Below are 19645 nucleotides of genomic sequence, written 5' to 3'. Positions count from 1 at the left end.
TTGACATGAAATCTATTCAAAGCCTGTACTCTTCTGAATGACCGCCCTTGCACGCCTGGGCTTTTCACTCTAAGTAAATAGCTCAAGTCCATCAAAATAGACTGATTTCTTCGTGTATTAAAGCGTTTATTCCTCTTTCAAGGACTTGAGCTATTTGCTATTGATTGAAATCACTGGCGCTCAGGAACAACAAATGATAATCATGCCAGATATAGCAATCTTATTTGATTTGTGAGAATTGAAAGCCACAGAACCCCGACTTCGTAAAAGTTGTCGGGGTTCTTGTTTCTCACGTAAGCGCAGAGTGTGCCGCAGGCATACGCGTAGCGTGCCCGTAGGGCTTATGATTTATGATTGCTATATCAGTTGACTACATCTCACCGTTAAACTGCTGTGAATGGTTGCATTTGACACAGTAACAAAGCAAACCATTGATTTGAATCAGTCCACACTCTTTGTGGTACTAAACCCTTTGCTTTTAACTCCTGCTGGATAACATTGAGGTCAAATTTGCGCGAAATTTCAGTGAGGATAGTTTCGCCTAAGCTTAAATGAACACTCAGGTTCAGGGCCTGTAATTGAACGGTTTGCGATCGCAAACTCCTAAGATGCATCTCAATTTGGTTTTCCGTTTCGTTGTAAAACGCCCAATGTTCAAATTGTGTGGTGTCAAAATTGCCCTCAAACCGCTGATTTAAATGCTGCAACATATTGAGATTAAACGCCGCAGTCACTCCTTGGCTGTCATTATAGGCAGCTTCTAACAAATCTTTTGGCTTTTGCAAGTCTACCCCCAATAAGAAAAACTCTCCCACTTGCAGGGCATCTGTAATTTGAGAGAAAAATACATTACACTCTTGCGGATTCAAATTACCCAAACTACTTCCGATAAAACAAATCATCCTAGTAGGTAATGAAGTAGGTTCAAGTTGTGTCAGTGCCATTTCGTAAGTTCCCGCCAGAGCTTGAACTTGTAATGTGGGATAATCTCCTAGTAGCGCAAGAGCGCTGCTTTCCAACATACCTGCACTGACATCAATTGGTACATAGCGCAGAAAGTAGCCAAATTGATGATAAGCATCTAGTAAAATGCGTGTTTTGGTAGAGCTACCGCTGCCAAGTTCCACGAGTTCGCAAGAACCTGTGATTTGAGCAATTTCCGGGGCGTACTGTTGCAAAATTGACGTTTCCGTTCGCGTCAAGTAATATTCTGGTAACTCACAGATTTGCTCAAATAGCTCAGAACCCAGGTTGTCGTAGAAGTAACGCGGGGGTAACGACTTGGGTTTTTGAGTTAATCCCTTAACGACATCACTTCCAGCACTAGAAGAAAGAACCTTAGTTGGTTCCAACAAACGCTTAATTTTTAAGCGCGTTTCCACAGTATTTTGAGAACTTACCTTGTTGCTGGCAGCTTTAGATATTGACATTCAACCTCCATTTGCTTGGTGTGATAGGTTGCTTTTGGGTGCAAACCTCCAACCTGAGCCAGTGAAACACATAGCCATAACTGATAACATCACGCCTGAGCAAGATTAATTAGGCGTAACTGTTATCTTTTGGGATTTTTGCATAAAATTGACAGGGATTGGGTTTGTAGTAGGGTTTACAGCAAATTTCACGCTTTTAGGCTGTGCCAAGAAACCTAACCCCCAACCCCTTCCCTACAAGGGAAGGGGAGTAAGCTTCTCTTCTTATAGGAGAGAGGTCAGGATTGTGGTCGATTTACCTAAAAAATGCTGTAACTACTACTACAAACCCAATCCCTAATCAGCAGCACAGCGAAAACCTGCCAAAATTTGGCGTATGCAGGGATGATACCAGTTGCGAAAACTACAACGCAGCGCCCAAGGACGAGTTGCCCAACTACCACCTTTTAAAACACGGTGCTGTTGGTCAAAATAAACTTGCGAATATCCTATGTAAGGATAACTTTGGAAACCTGGGTAACTATCAAACCAGGAACCCGTCCACTCCCAGACATTTCCCAAAGCATCATACAAACCATAAAAGCTTTGCCCTATAGAAAAGGCATCTACAGGCGTTGTTTTTCCTATGAAATTATCATGGTTACAATGCTTAAGCGTTGGTTCTTCATTTCCCCAAGGATAAATACGACGACAATTAGCTTGTGCATCCCAACTAGCTGCTTTTTCCCATTCGGCTTCTGTGGGTAAGCGCTTACCTACAAACCGTGAGTAGGCTTGAGCTTCGTACCAACTAACACCACAGACTGGATGATGATCCCACATGGGATTTTCGCACCAGTAGAGCGGTTGTGTGACCTGCTCAGTTTGCAACCATTCCCAACCGGCTTTAGACCACCAACGAGGATTTTGATACCCTCCCGCTGCCATAAATACTCGATATTGCGCGCAAGTAACAGGGTAACGGTCAATCCTGTAAGTCTCTAAATAGACTCTGTGTACCGGTTGTTCGTTATCCAAAGCATCAACTGAATCATCACCCATCTCAAATTCGCCTGCTGGAATTTGGATCATCTCGCTCAGATCATGGGGAGGTGGACAGACAAGGGAGAAGATTTCTTCTTGTCTCCTTGTCTGTTTGTCCCCTTGTCCTCTGTGCTGCTTACTCAATTCCAAAACAAAAGAAATAATCTCGCTGTGTTGACTTTCGTGCTGAAGAATAAAGCGCCAAAGACGCTCTTGTTGCTCTACATCCGCTACTTCCAGGTAATGCAAAACTTTTTCTCTAACTGTGTCTAGGTAATAACGGATTTCCTCTAGATTTGGCAACTTGACGCGCTCTTTTTTGGGTAAACCATCCGCTGCAAAGAGCTTGCGGTATCGCGGGAACAAGCACGGTAAACCTGCGCTGCGTTCTAGCAACCATAGAGACTCGGTGTAAGCAATATGCCCCAAATGCCATCCAATGGGGCTAAAGTCGGGATGAGCTTGAGAGCAAAAAGTAGCTTCGTCAATCCCCTCAAATAACGCCAGAGTTTTGGCACGACATTGGGAAAAAGCAGGAAAAAATGTTTCTTTTAAACTAGATTTGTGCAATTTGGATATCACAGTCTTCTCCAACACTGATGATGCTATTTTCAGAGCAAGGAATCCAATTTCCAGTAGAGAGCGGTTCCGATGCAATGATTACGGACTTGGGGAAAGTGGGATGATCAGCTGTCCAGTACAGAGAGGGAGCAGGTGATTTTGTGCTAAAGCGAGAAGCAATAAGGCGATGTCCATCACTGATGATGACATTAGCGAAGACATCGGTTTGATAACTTTGCGCTAATTCTTGAAGCTTAAGCAATGTTATTTGTAAAACCTGCTCTAAACTTTTATCAGGGTTAGCTTGCCGTTGGCTTAGCAGCAAAGCAAAAATATGTTCTGAATCTGTCGTTCCCTTTATCCACTGGTAAATTTCATCGCTTAACTGGCTGCGTATTGGTCTGTATAGTGTCTGCCGAAACTTATCGATTCTACCATTATGAGTAAATAGCAGACGTTGGTACTCAAAAGGCTGACAGTTACTAAAATCGAGTGCTTGACCTGCTGTTGCGCTGCGAACATAAGCAAGCATACACCTTGACTCAATGTAGCGGCTGAGGTTTGGCAGGTTAATGTCATTCCAAATAGGCAGTGTACTTTTGTAGGTAAATGGTTCGATATCCTTTTGAAGATGATACCAACCAACACCGAAGCCATCAGCATTCACCACTCCAGAGAGCATTTCGCGGGGTTGATAGCTTTGAACGACAAGCGAGTGTTCAGGCTTGTACAGGAGAGGCTCTAGAGAAACAGGTGAACCGAGGTAGGCAAGTAATCGGCACATAAAGGTTTTTGCGCTCCATGCTGTAGAGATTAAGCTTTGAAGATGAGAATTTCCTAAATAGGGGATGAATTTTTGGTATGATAATACACTGCCTCCTTATAGTGCAAAAATTTTAGTGCAAAAATTTTACCTATCAAAACTAGCGTGGGAAGATTTCATCCCCCTATTTTTAATAGGGGGATGAAATCCGACGCAACAGGTTTTAAAGAGTTGTTTCTTATACCCAGAACGTGGTAGCATAAAGGGACACTGCACAGGATGAAAAACTCCAAAAACAAAGGTGTTAGTGAACTGAACCATTGACAAGTGAAGATATAATTTTGTAAGAAGTACATGAATTGTCGCTGTTGACACGTAAAATCTTCACAGTTGATTACCTAAAAGTAGCCGCACAGCCAAGAAATTGGTCGAGGCGGGTAGGGCTGTTTGAGCCAGCCAACATGTTTTACAAAAAACATGAGACAAAGTTGCAAAGTGGTCTTTCAGAGCGCGTAGCAACAACAGTCTAGAATCCTCTAGTTTCCAATCAGGGGAAAGTTCAACAATACTTTACATATATAGCAGTCCTAAATCATTGGTAAAATTCTTTCTTCTTTATTTACTTCGCGTCCTTTGCGCCTATGTCCAGAGGACACGCTGCGCGAACGCGGTTCGTTAAAAAGTAATTTTCACAAATCAGATAGGATTGCTATAGTTAAATGATTTTAGCGTCATACTTTTGTGTAGTGGTGGTAGAGGTGGCTAACCAATTCAAAATTCGCAAGGAAGAGAAATTCAAAATGGAAAACAGCAATTATGACAAGCATCTTGGCTGCCAAATATATGCAAATCAAATGTGGGTAAGTTAGTAGTTGGTAGTACTTTTTGACAACTCACTAATAACTAATAAGTCTTAAGAATGAAAATTCCCAAATCTATCAAGAAAATTATTCTTTAATAATAATATGATGTCCGGCAAATTAGCCATAATAAAGCTTCTATGTAGTAAGGACTTCAGTCCTTGTTTCCGTGGAAGAGGACTAAAGTCCTTACTACACATTTAGTAAGATTATTTAATCGGACATGATATAAAATATTTGGATTCTAAGAGTACCTCTTAGGAGTTACGCACTGTACAAATTCACCATAATGTGTATCACTAAAATTGCTCGTTTCAGCCGGTTTTACACAGTCCTAATTTGCTCGCAAATTTGCTGTGTTGGACGCTGAAAATAGCGAACTCGGGCTAAAATACCCAAATTAGGTTTAGTACATATGTACGATGCGTAAGTCCTACCTCTAAGAAAATTCAGGAATTAACCTGAAACCCCGACTGAGCGCCGAAGGCAAGTCGGGATAATTCACACATAACTCATTCGCCACCTAACGCCAACAATTGCAGCGCTGCAAATTTTTCAGACTTGTTCTCTACTTTGTGCCGCCACTGGCTCTGGTAAATAAAGCCGTTCTTCGCTAGCATCATATTCAAACAGTTCTGTGTAGCGTCCCCAATCAACTGCTGTAGCAAATTGTCGCTCGGCTTCTGCATGCGGAAAATGTTCGTCTAGTAAATCTAGAAAGAAATCTGCTCGCATTGATCCATTTTGTTTTTCTCGCAGCGTCTGTAGCATACTGACCAACATGGGCACACGTTGCAGTACTTGCTGCCGGAACAGGTCTTTACTTCGCAGAATGGTTGTGGTAGCAAAGTCGCGCCCAATTTCAGTAAGCTTAACATCTCCTTGTGTGACTTCTGCAAAGCCAAGCATCACAGCAGCATCAAGAATCGGCAGGAGATCATCCACTTCTAGTTGAATTCGTTCTGCCAACCGGGGAATATCCTCTTTACCTTCTGGTTTCTCCACAATCAGTTCTAGTAGACCACTTATACCACCAACTCGTACATGCGGCAGCGACTGGGCATAAGGCGATTTGGATGCTTGTACAGGTGTGGGGGCTGCGACAGCCACTTCGCCAGTGACTTCGGCTTCTGGGTTGGTCATGACTGTGTAGATATAGTCTACCAAGGCTTTGAAGCGGGCGTTCGTGCGATCGTGGGGGCGCGGCAAATCAATAACGACTTCACCACGAACGCGCCCTGGATTCGATCCCAGAATAATCACTCGATCTGCGAGAAACACGGCTTCTTCAATGTTATGGGTGACAATCAAAATGCTTTTGGACGGAAAGGTTCCAGCATTCCACAAGTCGTCGATTTCACCCCGTAGGTTCTCAGATGTGAGAACATCCAGCGCACTGAATGGCTCATCCATAAACAGCACTTGCGGTTCCAGAACAAATGCCCGTGCAAAGCCAACCCGTTGCCTCATACCACCGGATAACTCCTTGGGATAGGCACTTTCAAAACCATCCAAGCCCACCAAGTCAATTGCCTTGAGTGCCCGTTGTCGTCGCTGATCCCGCCTCACGCCTTGCGCCTCGAGTCCCAACTCGACGTTTTCTTGTACTGTCAGCCAAGGTAGCAGTGCAAAGCTCTGAAAGACCATTGCAACATCTTGGTTCGCTCCTTGCAAACGTTTCCCATTGCTGATCACCCGCCCTTCACTTGGTGGAATCAAGCCTGCCATGATCCGCAATAAGGTGCTTTTCCCACTACCACTACGTCCCAGCAAAGCCACCACTTCACCTGCACGAACCATTACATTGATGTTGCGCAGAACTCTAAACTCTCCTTTGCCTTCTGGCAGTGGGAAACTTTTATTAACCTGTTCGACGGCAATCAGTACTTCATTAGTTACCCGCGTAGTCGTTGTCATGGTTGATGCTCCCCTTATAGATGATATTTTGTTTCTGCAAGTTGATACAGTTGTCGCCACAAGACTCGGTTTAGCCCAACTACATACAGGCTCATCATGCCAATTCCCAAGGTGATGCGGGGCCAGTCGCCTACTTCTGTCGCCTTAGCAATGTAAGCCCCCAACCCGGTTGCAGTGAGGGTGGTTTGCCCCCAAGCGACAACCTCAGCAATTATGCTAGCGTTCCACGCTCCACCAGTAGCAGTAATGCCGCCTGTGACCCAAGCAGAGAAAATACCAGGGATGATTAACTTGCGCCACAACCGCCAACCACGCAGACCAATATCTGCTGCCATCTCGCGCAGATCAGTTGGAATGCTCATTGCTCCGGAAATGGAGTTAAACAGGATGTACCATTGGGCACCAAGAGACATCAAGAAGATGCTACCCCAATTGATGCTGATGTGGGAACGAATGAAGAAGAGAGTCGCGAAGGGAAAAATAAAGTTTGCTGGAAACGATGCGAGAAATTGCACCACAGGCTGCAACAGGCGTGATAGTCGAGGATTGAACCCGATCGCCACACCAATCGGTGTCCAAATCAGCGTTGCGACCACCAGCAGCACGACTACGCGCCCCAAGGTGACTAACCCTAGCACAAAAGTCTTGAACACCTCACCCAGTCCCACTGTGATGAGAATAAAGTGCAACCCAGTCACCACGAGTGCGCCAATCACGACTAACAAAGCGAGGTTGTAGAGGCGATCGCCTACTACCTGCTGATTCTTACCTACAGGAAGCGGTGGACGCTGTGGGGTAAGTGATGACAGCAGGCTGTTAATAGTTTCTCCTACTGGAGTCAGCGCCCGCCGAATCAAACGCGGAAGTCGAGCTGCTTTGAACAAATCGAACAGCCAGGAATTGGGAGCCTCTGCTGCCGAACTCTGTTCTAGCCGGAACTTATCCGACCAAGCTATGAGTGGTCGCCAAAACAGTTGGTCTACCAGTAAAATGACCACAGCGATGGTTAGAAATGCCCAACCCAAAGCAGGCAAGTTTTGAGCGGCGATCGCTGCTGCCACGTAGGAACCAATCCCTGGTAAAGTGTACTTCTGGTTCAACACACTAATCGCTTCACTGGCAGCAACAAAGAACCAACCGCCCCCAAAACTCATCATTGCGTTCCAGATCAGCCCAATCATCGCTGTTGGTACCTCCAGCTTGGTGAAGCGTTGCCAGAGTGAAAGCCGATAAAGCCTTGCTGCCTCGTCGAGTTCGGTTGGCACCATTTTGAGCGACTGGTAGAACGAAAAAGTCATGTTCCAGACTTGACTTGTGAAAATGGCAAAAATCGAGGCAGCCTCTAATCCCAGCAGGCTACCAGGAAATAAGGCAATAAAGCCTGTCACCGTAATTGACAAAAAGCCCAGAACCGGAACTGACTGTAAGATATCGAGCAGTGGGATTAAGACTCGTTCGGCACGGCGGCTTTTGGCAGCAACGTAGCCATAAATTAAAGTAAATAGTGTTGACCAAAACAGCGCGATAAACATCCGCAGCGTTGAGCTTGCAGCATAGTACGGCAGATGACGCGGGTTTAAGCTCACACCAGGCACGACATCCGGCGGCACAAAACTGACGAGAGTTCCCGCACCCACACGCGCAATCAGCCCTATTAAAACCAATGTGCCAAGAATCAGAGCAATATCAGCGAGACCGAAAGGGAAGCGTCGCAGTGCTTCTGGGGATGGAAAAGTCCGCTTCAGCATACGTTATGGAAGTTTTCCCCAAATGGTAGACAGTCTCATTTTAAACATCAAAGTTATAAATTCTGTCTACTTTCTTATCCTCATAACCAAGCTATTTTGACAAGGGGGACTTGGGAGACTTGGAGGACAGGGTTAACATAGCCGTTCTTTGTGTTAAGTGCAATACATCAAGAAATAATAACCACAGATGCACACAGATGGACACAGATAAATAATTACTTCATCCAAACGAGAAGCGCTATATCAAGTCAGGTTGATTACTTATAATTCTTGGTTTACCTCACCCCAACCCCTTCGCTTAATTCAAAGTTCAAAATGTATCACAATTTGCAACCTTGCTTTGCCACATGAGTTTTGATTAATTTGTGTATCATCAAAATCCTGTAGAGACGTTGCCCTTCGGGTATCTCCTGAGCCCTTCGGGCACGGCTTGAGGCCGAACGGAGACGCTGCGCGTTGGCGGAGCCTGCGCTTTGCGCTTACGCCAGTCGCCTGCGGAGGGAAACCCTCCCGCAGCGCTGGACTCACATGCAACGTCTCTACAACCCGGCTCCTAAATTTTGATTCCTGACTCCTGAGTTGTGCTATAATCGCCTAACTTGACTCATTAGGATGAACTGATAACTCAGCGCTTACTGCTGTCAATTTCTCTCGTAGTTCTGTCCAGTGAACACCCGTGAGACTAGGTAAGACAACGTGAGCTGCTCCCACTCGTTCAGTAGGACCAAGTCCCACAGCCCACATTCCAGCCGCAAGCGCCGCCTCAATACCTGATGCTGCATCTTCGACAACGACACATTGCTCAGGTTCGAGTCCTAACTGTTCGGCTGCGTAGAGAAATAAGTCGGGTGCAGGCTTGGATTGCGTCACGCTATAACCGTCGGCGATCACATCAAAGTAATCAGCAATTCCCAGTTTCTCTATCACTGTACGAGCATTTTTGCTTGCAGAGCCAAGCGCTATCTTGATACCAGCTTGCTTCAACTCATCTAACAACGCAATTGCCCCAGGTAATAAATCCTTTGGTGTGACTCTTTGGATAAAATCCACATAGTAGCGGTTCTTGCGCTCCATCATCTCCTGGATCTGCGGTTCTGAGTATTGCTTTTTACCAAGTATTTTCAGCACCGAGCCGCGACGAGATACACCCCGCAGCGCTTCGTTTGCTTCGCGACTAAAGGGTAATCCCTCTTCATCTGCCAGCTTCTGCCAGCCCAAGTAGTGATATTCTGCGGTATCTGTTATTACACCATCTAAATCGAAGATAACTCCCCGAATATCCAGAGGCGTTAGGTGATCTTGCCCAGGACGTAGGTCAAACTCGTGCCACTCGCCGCGCCAGTGCAGCTTGAACTGCAAACGTTTCCAGCCCGGAGGCAGTTGTGGTGTTGCTACGGGTCCACTTTCTGCAAGTTGGACACCACCAAACCCCAGAACCACGGCTTGCCAAACACCACCAGCACTAGCCCCATGAATTCCGTCGTCAGCGTTACCACGGACATCTTCAATATCTACCAATGCGGCTTGCATAAACCGTTCGTAAGCCTCTTTTGAGAGGCCCAAATCTGAGGCTAAGATGGCGTGAATCGCTGGTCCCAATGACGAACCATAAGTAATGTCCGTACGCGGTGCGTAGTAGTCCCAGTTTGTCTGTAGTATTTCTTGGGTGTACGGAAATTCCTGCGATTGTCGCATCAAATACAGAAGCATCAACACATCTGGCTGTTTGAGAACCTGCCGCTTGTTTCCTGCCTCAATGCCCAGAATGGCTTGCATTGAACGGGTGCGTGGTTCGTAGTCAGCCAAGTTGATATCTTCTAACTTGAAAAATCCCTCGAACTGCTCGATCAGTCCTGTGGATGAATCGTAGGAAATCCATATATTGGTGATGATGTCTTGCCAACGGGAAAGCCGTCCTGAGGTGAGTTGCAGTTTCTGCTGTAATGTGCTGAGTCGGTCGGGGTAGGTGTTATGCAGCCAGTCATACACGGCGATCGCTTTCTCTAAGTGCCATTGCACCATCCGGTTCGTAAACACGCTGTTGTCTGCGAGTTCGTGGTACTCATCTGCTCCAATCACCCCACGAATTTCATACCGTTCGTCCTTGGTGTCATACTCAACGCGACTCCCCCAGAACACAGCGGTATCCAAAATAATTTCCGCGCCGCAGTCTCGCATCCACTCGTCGTCGCCCGTGGCTTGCCAATAGTTCCAAACCGCGTAAACGATATCAGCGCTAATGTGGATTTCGCGATCGCGACACCAAATCCTAATATCTTCTCCGTAAAAATCATTAGGAGGCAACCAACGTGGGGTAACTTCATCACCAGTATCCGCGCTTTCCCAAGCATACATTGCCCCCTTATACCCGTAGTGAGATGCCTTGCGTCTCGCCCCATTTAACGTATGGTAGCGGTAAGAGAGCAAGTTGCGAGCGAGTTTTGGTTGAGTGTAAGTGAAAAAGGGCAGAATAAAAATCTCTGTATCCCAGAACACATGACCGCGATAGCCAAAGCCCGAAAGTGTTTTCGCGGGGATACTGACTTTGTCATCATACAGTGGGGCACTGATCAGCAATTGAAAGATACTGTACCGGACGGCAAGTTGAGCTTTGGTATCCCCTTCAATCAAGATGTCGCTTTTGTGCCAAGCTTGATCCCATGCTTGTACATGGGCGTCTATCAGCACTGGATACTCAGGTAGTTGAGCAAGTTTTTCACAAGCTGCTTGAGTTGGATTATTCACATCTCGCGATGTAAAAACTGTCACCAACTTATCCACCGTTATGGTTTGTCCTAACGAAGCCAAGAATGTGGTAGTCAAAGTAGGATAGCCTGGTGGACTGGTGACTTGTATCGGGGCATCAGTTCCTGATACTGTCATTCCCAGAGCCATCCCCAAGGCGATGCGCGTGTTGCGAGTCTGGAGGTGCAGCCATGTTCCTTGGTCGAATTTGCCCTGGTCGATCAATTCCCAGTGGTTGAAACCTTGATTTTCTGGATATCCGTTGATGCTACCTTGAACTTCAATGAAACCGTCAAAATCTACTGGCGTTAACGCCAGGCGCAGCCCCAACACATGCTCATCCGCCCGGCTGGCAAAGCGTTCAAAGTAGAGGTCTATTGTTTTCCTGTTTGGGCTTCGCCAACGTATCTTACGGCTGAGAATACCTCGATGCAGGTCAAGCTGCCGCTCATAGCTCAATATTTCGCCGCGTTCCATCCGGAAGCGTTCCCCATCAACTATGATAACCAAGGGTAGCCAGTCAGGACAGTTGGCAAGTTCGGTGTATACAAGAGGGACATTATCATAGACCCCATGAATGAAGGTTGCTGGCAAGGCATTAGGAAAACCTTCCTCAAAACCACCCCGTGTTCCCAAGTAACCGTTGCCAATTGTGAAAACGGTTTCTCTGTGGTGAATCTTGTTGGGGTTAAGTTGGGTTTCAATGAGTGTCCAATCTGTATAAATAAAGTGGTGGGAATAATCTTTTTGATCCATAACAAACCAGGGTTTTTGAGATGAAACCGTTACCTTTGCATGTGTTGTTCTAAGATTTTTTCAGCCCTAGGTTTGTAGAGCAGATGGAATAAACTTTCCAGATAACGAGATCTGGCTTCGCCGCTTTCTTGATTGACAAAGTTCCAAAAGCTGTAGATTTTCGCTAACAATAACAACTGCTTGCTGTGTAACTGCCAGTTATATTTGTTACGGATGTGCTGAATCGCCCACTCTGATATTTTATCCCAGTGTTCTAAATAAGCATTGCACTGGTCAACAAAGTTCAATATCTTCTTGGCTGTTCCTTCTAGGTCTGTTGGATTAAGATGAAAACCATTTTCTCCATCTTCGATAATTTCTAAGGAACCGCCAAATTGAGTGGCGAAAGTTGGCAACCCGGAACTCATAGCTTCGAGAATGGTGCGTCCGAAGGCTTCAAACCGGGCAAAATGGACGAATATTCCCGCAAAATCCGCAATAACACGGTATGCTTCTCCAAGGTCAGCTATGGGGAGGTGTATTCCTACCCAACGGATGTGACCATGAAGATTATACTCATTGATGATCTTGTGGAGTCTTTCGATTTCTCCTGCTTCTTCTGAATTTATGGCTTGTTCCGGATGCAGCTTATCACTCAGAATAATTAAGTTGCAACGCTCTTGCAATTGTTGACTTTTGCCAAAGCATTGCGCCAAACCTGCAAGGTTATCAAGAGGAGTCATCGCACCAACCGCGAAGATAGGTCGTTTGCTTTGGTTCTCTAGGTGTCCTAGAATTTGGGGGTCTTCGCTGGTAAAGAGTAAGTCTTGGACTCTTCTGCTAACAGTAATGTCTCGGTCTTGTATCTGGTTATAAGAGAAGAAAATCTTTTCATTCACCCCTGGCGCTACTGTATTGAACTTAGGACTAAATAGGTCAATACCATCGACCACATGATACAGTTCGGGCATCGTAAAACATTTGTAAGACTCATACTGACCCAGTGTATCCGGTGTCCCTACAATTTCCTGGTAGGTCGATGTGATGATGAAGTCCGCAGCGTTCATGCCGATGACGTCTGCCGTGTATTGTGCTGAAAAATGGTATTTATCTTCTAAATTCTGCCAGTACAAGTTGCTGAACAAATTTTTGGGTTTTTCTAACGAGTGAGCAATGTTGCACTGGGTAACTTTCAGACGGCGTGCCAGCAGAAAGGCAACTAAGTTACCATCACTGTAGTTGCCAATGATTAAGTCGGGACGACCCCCAAATTGAGCTAAAAGTTCTTTTTCTGCATCAAGGGCAAATGTTTCTAGATACGGCCAAATCTCATATTTAGAAATCCAGTTTTGCGTGACATTCGGATTAAACTCAGCAAAAGGAACGCGCAAAATCCAGGCATTTTCTGTTGAGTCAACTTTTTCAATGCGCAGGTTGCAGAGCGTTCCTTCGCAGTTGGGAATAAGGCGGGTAAGAATAATGACTTGGGGTTTAATACCAAGCACGTCTAGTCCAGCAAGTTTGATTTCTTCTTGCAGTTTATTTTCTAAGTTACGCGCTTGCTCAAGAACGTAGATCACTTGACCTGTTGTTTCAGGTCTTCCCAAAGCACCTTCTTGAGAAATCCAACCGTGTATGGAAACGAGGACAACGCGAAAGACTGTTGGGACGCGGGAAACAAACGCTTCTAGAATGGCTGGTTCTGGAGTGAGAATCAGTCGGTCGAGGAGTTCTAAGGTTTCACGCACCCGCGATGCGGTGTTACCCCAACCCGCTTCAAAGCCCAGTTCTTGGAGGTCTAAGCGAAATTTCTCGTAGGGTTCGTTGGGGGGACGTTCGTTGAGGAAACTCAGGGCTTGCTTGACTTGTTTCGCTAGCTGGATAACTGAGACAATGCGATCGCCCAGGAGCAAGGGGACGCCATTGTAGGAACGTCGGTGAAGAACATCAAATAATAAATCTAACCAGTATTGCGGGTCAGTCAACACTTGACTGCACAGGTAACGGTTGAGGAAGCCTAAACCCTGACCAATGTTTCTCGGGTCGCTAATTCTAGGGTAACCGTGGTAAAATGGACTGAAGTCTATTTCTAAAATTTGCGGTTGAGGGCGGTTAACGAGGCGATCGCGCGCATCTAACAAAGCTTGTGGCGTCATCTGTTCAAAGCCACTCATCTTTGCTCCCAGCCGCCAAACTTCTTGGCTACCAATCCTTGGTCGCAGAACAAACCAAGTATTTTCCTCTTCTAAAATAATTTCATGGGTATAGTGTATGAGTTTTCCTATAGAGGAAGAGTGGAAAAAGTAGGCTGGCTTTTGGGAATGCTGACAGTAGTCGGCAAAAGCTTGCGAAATCTCGTTTCTCAGGAAGTACCTTTTGTCTAAGGCACTCAAAGCATCGATTACCTGACGCAAAGCACTTTTTTCATCACTGTTTAAGACAGTTTGAACCAGTTCATGCATAACAAATTCCTGAACATTAGCTAGATCAAGACCTCATTGTTCTCCACTTAACCTAAAAAATAACTCTGTTCTCGTAGAACGGTTCCAACAGAAAATCATTTACCCCCTACCTTAGCGCATATCTGGTTTGAGGGATCAGCTTCTACACAAAGGTTTTAAGTATCTGTTTGAAATCTGAAACCATCTCTTACTCAGTAATATTTTTGATAATTTCTAATTATAATGTCATATATGCTACTTTATTCTCTCTTTGCTAGCTAGAAAGCATTTAAATAGCAAATCTTCTTCTTGTTATAGTCGTCCTTAGTACAGCATTTCATTAATTCGTAATGTTTTGAAACGCCTTGAGCATTGAGGTAAACGCATTCATGACGCAGAGCCTCTAAGTTTTCGCGCATGAACTTATGCAATCATGTACTTAGTCAATCATCATTATTTTTTTTAAGAAAATAAAATGGTTTGTTTCATCGATAATCGGCGATTGTCCACGTGCGACCATGCCTCTGGGCGATCGCCCATGAACAGCTTTTGTCAATGCTGCAAACTTTGAAAATTTAACATTAAAGTTGCAGTAGATTTGGAATCGGTGTTATGGGAACGGGAAGTTCTGATGTCATCGCAGTGACGATCTTCATCGGCTTTGGGGTTGGTCTTCAGATAACCGCGTACCCAATTGCACCCATGCTTCATTACAGTATCTAGCTCCAATAATTCCAAGTTCCACAGGATTATAGTCTTATCAGCGCTCCCCGAAGCCAGGGTCTTACCATCAGGACTGAAACTGACACTATTAATCACCTGGTTATGTCCAGTCAGGGTGCTGAGCAAAATCCCGTCTTTGCTCCAAAGTTTGACCGTCTTGTCACTACTGGCAGAGGCAATGGTTTTACCGTCGGGGCTGAAACTGACATCCCAAACTTGGTCGCTATGTCCAGTCAGGTTGCGGAGCAAAGCACCATCCCGCTTCCAAAGTTTGACCGTGCCGTCCCAACTAGCAGAGGCAAGAGTTTGGCTGTTGGGGCTGAAACTGATGCCGCGAACCGTATTGCTATGTCCAGCTAGGAGCAAGGTTCCATCCCGCTTCCAGAGTTTGATCGTGTTGTCGTTACTGCTAGAGGCAATCATCTGACCATCGAGGCTAAAACTAACGCTATTAGCAGCAGCGCTATGTTCAGTTAGGGGTTTGAGAAAAGTACCATCCCGCTTCCAAAGCCTGACTGTTTTATCATCACTGGCAGAAGCAATTAGCTGACTATCAGGGCTGAAACTGACACCATAGATCGGCCTGCTATGTCCATTTAGAGTGTGGAGCAAAGTACCATCCCGCTTCCAGAGTTTGACTGTCGTGTCTTCACTGGCAGAAGCAATTAGCTGACTATCAGGACTGAAACTGACGCTATCGACTCCAGCACTATGTCCATTTAGAGTGTGGAGCAAAGTACCATCCCGCTTCCAGAGTTTGACTGTCTTGTCCCAACTGGCGGTGGCAATCATCTGATTGTCAGGGCTAAAAGTGATGCCAAGAATTCCAGCATTAGACCAAATTCGGCGGTTCAGTGAGGTGCTGTCCGGCTTCCAGAATCTAACCGTACTGTCCCAACTGGCAGAAGCAAGAAATTGACCGTCAGGGCTGAAACTGACGCTATCGACCCCAGCACTATGTCCAGTTAGGGTGTGGAGTAAAGTACCGTCCCGCTTCCAGAGTTTGACTGTCTTGTCCTCACTGGCGGTGGCAATCGTCTGACCGTCGGGGCTGAAACTAAGGCTATAGATCGGCTTGCTATGTCCATTCACGATTAGAGGTGAGATGAGTCTGCCATCTCGCCTCCAGAGTTTGACTGTGGCGTCATCACCAGCAGCAGCGATCGCCTGACTATCAGGGCTGAACTTAATGGTACGAACTGGAACGTTATGTTTCAGAGTCTTGAGAGGAGTACCATCTCGTTTCCAGAGTCTAACCGTAGTGTCCCAACTGGCAGAAGCAATCATCTGATTGTCCGGACTAAAACTGACTTCATCAACTGGCTGGTTATGCCCAGGCAAGCGGCGAATAAAGTTGCCGTTTCGATCCCAGAGTATAACTGAACTGTCCCAACTAGCCGAGGCAAGGGTTTGACCGTCGGGGCTAAAACTGACGCTAGTGACTACAGCTTCATGTCCAGTGAGGGTTTTGAGAAAAGTACCATCTCGCTTCCAGAGTCTTACCGTCTGATCGGCACTGGCAGTGGCAATCATCTTATCGTCTGGACTGAAACTAACGCTCCTGACTGCTGCACTATGTGCAGTCAGGGTTTTGAGAAAAGTACCATCCCGTTTCCAGAGTTTGACGGTGTTATCAGCACTGGCAGTAGCAATTGTCTGTCCGTCGGGGCTAAAACTCAGGCAATGGACTCCACCCCTATGTCCCTCCAAGCGATTGAATTCTTTTACCCCGTAAAACGCCGAACTCATCGACCTCACAACCTGCCTCTGAGTGTCTGCATCTGCTAAACCTAACAGTTTGAGTGTTTGCAGTTTTTTCCCAGCTTTTAAACCATCTATTAACGCATCCAACTGTTGACCGGAAGCAAAGCGTGCGTTTGAAGATTCAATTAGTGTTTTAATCTGGGCTTGTTGCGTCTGATACCACTGAAACCCAGCAAATCCCAGCACGACAGCAAACCCTGTCACCACTAAGCCAATTGTTCGACGGCGGTTGTTAAGCTGACGTTTAATGCTGCGTCGCACAAACTCAGCCTCTACCTGGTTGAACCAGTTGTCTGTAGAATTGAGTACCTGCTTCAAGAAATCGAGGCGGGGGTTAGTATGCCAAAGAAATTTGATATGTTGCTGTCTGTCCCAAAACTGCTTCCACCAATCACGCGGATCCGCACTCCAGTGAAACGCTGTCAGTTGCTTGCTGTTCCATTCCATCGCAGCAGGTGTTAGCCGCCGTTGTAGAATCAAACTTTCCTGTTCCTGTTGTTTCCAAAGCAGCAGTTTTTGCCATCCCCGTACTAAGGCATCATGGGCAGGCTCAACATAGAGGTTTCCCTCGCTATCTTGACCTTTGACTAGCAGGCGGGCGTCGGTAAATTGCTGAATTACTTCCTGTACTCGCTCATTCTGGGTTGGAGGATACTCCAGTTCAGACAAGAGTACCTTTCTCCGAGCCAACTCACCGCCATCTACTGCCACCATCCGCAACATCACCTGCTTAATGGCGAGAGTATAAGCTTCATCGCGTTTTTTTAACTGCTCATATTCAAAGTCAGCTCTTTGGGTGAGGCTGTGCGTGACGCCGCCCAATTCTTCATAATCTTCCTGAGTAATTGCGCGATCGCTCCTTGTCCCCTGCCTAACACTGTCAATATATTTGAAGTAAAGCTCGCTTAGGGTAAACGATAGCAGAGGCAGCGCTCCCGGCATCTGCATGACTTCATCAATCAACTCGTCTACTAGAGTGGGTGGCTCAAAATACATCACTCTGGCACTAGCGGGTTCCACAATCGCTTCCCGCAATTGCTCCCGCGTCATCCCAGGCACGACAAACCGTGCCGATGTCCAATACGGCTTTAAGGCAGTATCGCTTAGTTGTGGTTCAAAGTCATTTCGCAGCGTCAGCACAAGGCGTAACTGCTCTGGACAAGCCATGATTGCCTCTGCCAACCCCAAAAGGAACTTTTCTTGCTCAGTGTTATTGCGGCATAAAGTGATTAATTCTTCACACTGATCGATGACCAGCAGCAGCTTTGAGTTGGGGTTAAGCTGACTCCAATTCGCCAATCTTGCCAGCAGGGTTTTTACTCCGGGTTCGGGAGCTTTTTGATCGACAACTGGCAAGTTTTCTTTAATCAGCGTGTTGTTCAAAGCCCTGAAGGGGGATTCTCCAAGACGGATGGGAGCTAAAATGCGCCACTCTTGCTGTTTCTTCAACTGAGGAATCAATCCCGCTTTGACCAAGCTCGACTTACCTGTTCCTGAAGCGCCCAGTACCACCGTTAACGCATGCGTCGTGACAAATTCTTGCAGCTTTTGGGTCAAGGCAGTTCTACCAAAGAACTTGTCGCTGTCTTCTTCTTCAAACGACGCTAACCCCTTGTACGGGTTAGTTTTTTCATCCAGTTTGGGGGCTTCTTCTAATCGTTCGCGATCAAAACCGCGAACGGGAAAAATGTACTCCCCTTTGTCATGCCTCTTAAGTTGACAAATTTCCGGGGTTTGTTTGGTAGTTATCTTATCATGTAAATACAGGTAGAGTTCAGTCGCCGTCATCACGCCATCGTTGGTAAAATCTGCCTCTCCACTGAGTGCCAAAAAGAGAGCTTCTGCAAAGGGAGAGTGACCTTCATGATCGCCCCGCTGCCCAAAAGGATAGAGGGAATCTGCGGCTTTCTCGTCATGAGCGGCTGAGGTAATCACCTGCTGAGCGCAACCAGCAATGTAGCGATCGTAACGTTCCCGATAGATTTTTTGCGATCGCATCATCTCTCTGTCTCGTCCTGCCCAGCGGAATGTACCAGCAAAGCAGCAGTCAAGGATAATCAACAAATGACGGCACGGCAGTTTGACTAGGGCATCGTGCAGTTGCTGCATGGGTAGCCAAGTGCAGTCATCCCGTTGCCCATCTTGGGGTACGAGAAAGCCTGCTGGTCCTGAGGCATTGTCTAGTCCATCTTCTTGGCCGAAGCCGTGTCCGGCAAAGTAGAACAGCAATTGGTCATCCGGTTCAAGGTGGATTTTACTGCCATCGGGGAAAGGAAGTGTTTGCTCCTCAAAAGCTGCCAACAGTGAAGTGAGTTTGTCTTGAGTTGCTTCTCGATCTAACAGCCGTAGGACTTGGTATTGATAGTTTTCCTCCAAGATCAGGGCAAGTTGGTTAGCGTCATTGACAGCGGTTTTAAGTTCCGGGATGCCATTGACGTACTGATTGATACCAATAACCACCGCAAGAGAGCGTTTAAACTCAGGCATAAATTATAGATGCGATCAAGCGGACTCCAGAAAGCTTTCATCCCGAAAGACGGCTCAAATCGCTTGGAGGGGCTTTTCGCATCACCAAGGACAAGGGAAGCCACCCTGGATACTTTCCACCATTCATTTTAACTATTCGCCCCCTCGTCCCGCGCTATAACGGTACTCCGTTTAGCGTCGGGACATAAGGCGGGCGGTGACGATTGCATCTTTGACTGATTCTTTCCGCAGGAAAGACAAAGAAAAGATGTATGAGGAACCGCTAAACTTTTCCGGAAGTAGCTTATCACTAAGTCTATATTGTGATAGAATTGAGATACCAAGGAGGTGATATTGAGTGTTGCATAAAGTTGTCCAGGTTCGCATATACCCAACAAAAGAACAACAAATACAACTAGTACACTGGGGCGTAAATTCGGTTAGGGTATAAATGAAGAAATTAACTTGC

The 19645-nt window shown here is 46.2% G+C and carries 9 protein-coding genes; 1 reads left to right on the top strand and 8 read right to left on the bottom strand.

Translation table 11 applies throughout. The features are described 5' to 3' along the window. Positions 1–383: 383 nt before the first annotated feature. The 8 genes from egtD to ACM0OZ_RS39050 all read right to left on the bottom strand — a co-directional run bounded on the left by egtD (position 384) and on the right by ACM0OZ_RS39050 (position 19197). Positions 384–1430 carry an L-histidine N(alpha)-methyltransferase gene (egtD, locus tag ACM0OZ_RS39085; protein WP_414588238.1) on the bottom strand — a complete coding sequence of 349 codons (1047 nt, stop codon included), beginning with the start codon at positions 1428–1430 and terminating at the stop codon, positions 384–386. Positions 1431–1766: 336 nt separating this feature from the next. Continuing rightward, a complete protein-coding gene (gene egtB, locus ACM0OZ_RS39080) occupies positions 1767–3035 on the bottom strand; it encodes an ergothioneine biosynthesis protein EgtB (RefSeq protein WP_414588236.1) in 1269 nt (422 codons plus the stop codon). Next, entirely contained in the window at positions 3010–3798 is a 789-nt protein-coding gene (gene egtC, locus ACM0OZ_RS39075; RefSeq protein ID WP_414588234.1) for an ergothioneine biosynthesis protein EgtC, read from the bottom strand. The genes egtB and egtC overlap by 26 nt, the downstream gene beginning before the upstream one ends. 1394 nt (positions 3799–5192) lie before the next feature. After that, entirely contained in the window at positions 5193–6554 is a 1362-nt protein-coding gene (locus tag ACM0OZ_RS39070) for an AAA-associated domain-containing protein (protein WP_414588233.1), read from the bottom strand. A gap of 14 nt (positions 6555–6568) precedes the next feature. Next, on the bottom strand, positions 6569–8302 hold the full coding sequence (locus tag ACM0OZ_RS39065; protein ID WP_414588232.1) for an ABC transporter permease: 1734 nt from the start codon (positions 8300–8302) through the stop codon (positions 6569–6571). Positions 8303–8896: 594 nt separating this feature from the next. Further along, the gene (gene pgmB, locus ACM0OZ_RS39060; protein ID WP_414588231.1) at positions 8897–11803 is read right to left on the bottom strand and encodes a beta-phosphoglucomutase; all 2907 of its coding nucleotides are present in this window, start codon (positions 11801–11803) and stop codon (positions 8897–8899) included. Positions 11804–11832: 29 nt separating this feature from the next. Then, a complete protein-coding gene (locus tag ACM0OZ_RS39055; RefSeq protein WP_414588230.1) occupies positions 11833–14244 on the bottom strand; it encodes a sucrose synthase in 2412 nt (803 codons plus the stop codon). Positions 14245–14775: 531 nt separating this feature from the next. Next, entirely contained in the window at positions 14776–19197 is a 4422-nt protein-coding gene (locus ACM0OZ_RS39050; protein WP_414588229.1) for a caspase family protein, read from the bottom strand. Positions 19198–19534: 337 nt separating this feature from the next. Between ACM0OZ_RS39050 and ACM0OZ_RS39045 the strand changes: the two genes are divergently transcribed. Next, entirely contained in the window at positions 19535–19627 is a 93-nt protein-coding gene (locus tag ACM0OZ_RS39045; RefSeq protein WP_414588228.1) for a helix-turn-helix domain-containing protein, read from the top strand. Positions 19628–19645 lie beyond the last annotated feature (18 nt).

Origin of the sequence: Scytonema sp. PCC 10023, from assembly GCF_963920835.1 — a bacterium.
Classification (GTDB): Bacteria; Cyanobacteriota; Cyanobacteriia; order Cyanobacteriales; family Nostocaceae; genus Kalymmatonema.
This window is presented reverse-complemented; position numbering and strand designations above follow the sequence as displayed.

Bases quoted from the DNA above. Each gene is read 5' to 3' on its own strand.
- egtD (WP_414588238.1), bottom strand. From the start codon at position 1,430: ATGTCAATATCTAAAGCTGCCAGCAACAAGGTAAGTTCTCAAAATACT.
- egtC (WP_414588234.1), bottom strand. From the start codon at position 3,798: ATGTGCCGATTACTTGCCTACCTCGGTTCACCTGTTTCTCTAGAGCCT.
- ACM0OZ_RS39070 (WP_414588233.1), bottom strand. From the start codon at position 6,554: ATGACAACGACTACGCGGGTAACTAATGAAGTACTGATTGCCGTCGAA.
- ACM0OZ_RS39065 (WP_414588232.1), bottom strand. From the start codon at position 8,302: ATGCTGAAGCGGACTTTTCCATCCCCAGAAGCACTGCGACGCTTCCCT.
- pgmB (WP_414588231.1), bottom strand. From the start codon at position 11,803: ATGGATCAAAAAGATTATTCCCACCACTTTATTTATACAGATTGGACA.
- ACM0OZ_RS39055 (WP_414588230.1), bottom strand. From the start codon at position 14,244: ATGCATGAACTGGTTCAAACTGTCTTAAACAGTGATGAAAAAAGTGCT.
- ACM0OZ_RS39050 (WP_414588229.1), bottom strand. From the start codon at position 19,197: ATGCCTGAGTTTAAACGCTCTCTTGCGGTGGTTATTGGTATCAATCAG.